Consider the following 2,331-nt stretch of genomic DNA (forward strand, 5'->3'; position numbering starts at 1 on the left):
GTAACTCCTCGCCGGGCCCCGTCTGGCGCGTCGAGGAGAATCGTGAAAGGGGCGGCGCGGGACTCAGCGGCGAGGGGCGCGAGCTTCCGCCCAGAGGGAGACGTCACCGTTCGCCGTCTGGCGGAGTTCCCAGGCGCCGATGCCACGCAAGTCACGGGCGAAGAGCTGGCGCTTGCGGGCCACCAGCATGTCGATGGTGGCGCGCATGGTGGAGCGCCCCGGTTCCGGTAGCACGTCGAGCCGGCGGTAGAGGTCCGGCAGCAAGTCTTCCCCGCCCCAGGCCGCGGTAACGAGCGCATTCCAGACGGTGATGGCCACCTGGAGGGTGCCGCGACGTTGCTCGAGGGGCACGCTGGGGGGCATGCCTTCGAAGAGCGGCGAGGCGTAGTCCAGGAGGGTTGCCGAAATCTTCGTCTCCATGGAGGAGCTCCTCAGTGGGCCATCATCTGATGGGGTAGCAGTGGCGGCTGCCCGCGCAGGGCGGCGAGCGCGGCGGCGCGCAAGTAGGCCTTCGGCTCGAGGCCGCACAGCTTCGCGGACTCCAGCAGTGAGTAGAAGAGGGCGGCGGCCTGGGTGCCACGACGACTTCTGCTGCCGTAGTGATTCTTTCGTCCCACCACGGGCCCCCGCAGGGCGCGCTCGGTGGAGTTGTTGTCCAGGGGCACTCGCGCGTCGTTGACGAAGCGGGTGAGGCCCGGCCACAGCTTGCCCAGGTACGCGAGCGCACGTCCGAAGCCCGACTCGGGGAGCGCGGTTTGCGCGAGCGCCCACGCGTGCAGGCGCTCCAGCAGAGGGCGGCTGTGCTGCTGCCGCAGGGCCAGCAGGCGGGCTTCGTCGGGCGGCCCGGTGCGGTACTCCCGCTCGATTCGGTACAGCTCGCCGATGAGGTGGAGTGCGACGTCGGCTTCGGGCGCCCCGCACTCCAGGAACTTCCTTCGCGCGTGGGCCCAGCAGTGCGCGACACCGAAGCGCCCCTGGCTGGCGGCGGCCAGCGCGTCGTACACCGCGTAGCCGTCCGTCATGAGCAGGCCGCAGTACCCCTTCAGCAGCTCTCGCGCCGCCTGGGCGCCGCGGCCCTGGGCCACGCGGTAGACGACGGCGGTGGACGAGGCGAGCGCCCACAGGTGCCACTTCGCCTGGCCCTGGCTGCCCAGCAGCGGCCAGCGCGTCTCGTCCGCGCCCAGCACTCCTCGCAGCAGTTGGTAGGCCCACAGCGCGTCGTAGGTGGGCAGCAGCAGACGCACCAGCGCCGACAGCTGGTCCCACAGCGTCTGGCTGTCGCAGGTGAGGCCCTCGCGCGCCATGGCGCGCACCTGCCTCTCCAGCGGCAGGTGGTCCAGGTACTTGGAGGCGGCCACCTCGACGGCGAAGTCGAGGGAGTAGCGCCCCTGGGGCTGCAGCTTCTGGGGCCCAGGGGCTGTTTCGACGCACGCGTTGCACGCGCAGCGGTACTTCTGCCGGCGGTGGCGCTTGAGGACGAAGCGGCGCTCGAGGACGTCGACTTCCTCCGACTCCTCGAAGCAGCCCGTCATGGGCGCCAGCTGCCCTCCACAGGAGGGGCATTGCGTGTCGGCCTCGTCCAGCACGTGCACCACCTCCACCAGCGGGAGGGGCTGCTGCACACGCGGGCCATGGCCACGCCGCACTGCTGCGGGGGCGTGCATGTCCTCGGGCCGAGGGGCCGGGCGTTTCTCGCTGGAGGGCGCGAAGAGCGCGGCGCGCGCATTGTCCAACTGGCGCTCCAACTCGGCCAGTCGTAGCTGGAGGTGCCTGGCGTCAGCGCCCTGCGCCGTCAGCAGCGCGCGGGTGAGCTCCACGTTGCGGCGCACCAGCCGGGCATTCTCCGCTTCAAGCAGGAGCGCGGCCTGTCGCAGCCGCTCCACGTCCTTCTCCTGTGCAAGGTGCACCGCCATGGTTGCGTGCATGAGCCATGGCGGTGCGTCCGGAGGCAAGCGTCGACGGACGTCAGCGCGCGGCGCCGACGAAGGGCTCGCTGTCTACCTCCTGGCCTGCGTGCTGGCCACGCGCCCGTGCGAAGAGAGGCAGCGGCGTCGCCGGGGCGGGAGCGCGCCCGACGAGCTCGCTGCCCTCGAAGAAGAGCGCGAGCTCGGAGTGCGCCAACTGCACGGGCGCGCCCAGTGCCTCGTGTTTCCAGAGGGCCGCGAAACGGCCTCGCTCCAATCGCTTGGAGAACAGACACAGGCCCGTACCGTCGAAGAAGAGGGCCTTGGCCCGCCGACGGCTCCTTCCCACGAAGAGGAAGACGTCGCCCGACAGCAGGTCGCGCCCCATGTGGCCCGTCACCAGCGTGGCCAGCGTGTCGAAGCTCTT

Annotated in this window: 3 protein-coding genes; all 3 read right to left on the reverse strand. The window is 70.9% G+C overall.

Features of this window, described 5'->3' with window-relative positions; all coding sequences use genetic code 11:
• Nucleotides 1–63: 63 nt before the first annotated feature.
• Nucleotides 64–420 carry a hypothetical protein gene (locus tag FL311_RS42630; protein ID WP_141333338.1) on the reverse strand — a complete coding sequence of 119 codons (357 nt, stop codon included), beginning with the start codon at nt 418–420 and terminating at the stop codon, nt 64–66.
• Between the two features lie 11 nt (nt 421–431).
• Nucleotides 432–1,925, reverse strand: coding sequence for an IS66 family transposase (locus FL311_RS42635; protein ID WP_141333340.1), 1,494 nt, complete (start codon nt 1,923–1,925; stop codon nt 432–434).
• Nucleotides 1,926–1,965: 40 nt separating this feature from the next.
• On the reverse strand, nt 1,966–2,331 hold a 366-nt coding region (tnpB, locus tag FL311_RS42640; RefSeq protein WP_141333341.1), incomplete at its 5' end, for an IS66 family insertion sequence element accessory protein TnpB.

This window comes from Myxococcus sp. AB025B, assembly GCF_006518215.1.
Taxonomy (GTDB): Bacteria; Myxococcota; Myxococcia; order Myxococcales; family Myxococcaceae; genus Myxococcus; species Myxococcus fulvus.

Coding starts and splice junctions, on each gene's coding strand:
- FL311_RS42630 (WP_141333338.1), bottom strand. CDS start 420: ATGGAGACGAAGATTTCGGCAACCCTCCTGGACTACGCCTCGCCGCTC.
- FL311_RS42635 (WP_141333340.1), bottom strand. CDS start 1,925: ATGCACGCAACCATGGCGGTGCACCTTGCACAGGAGAAGGACGTGGAG.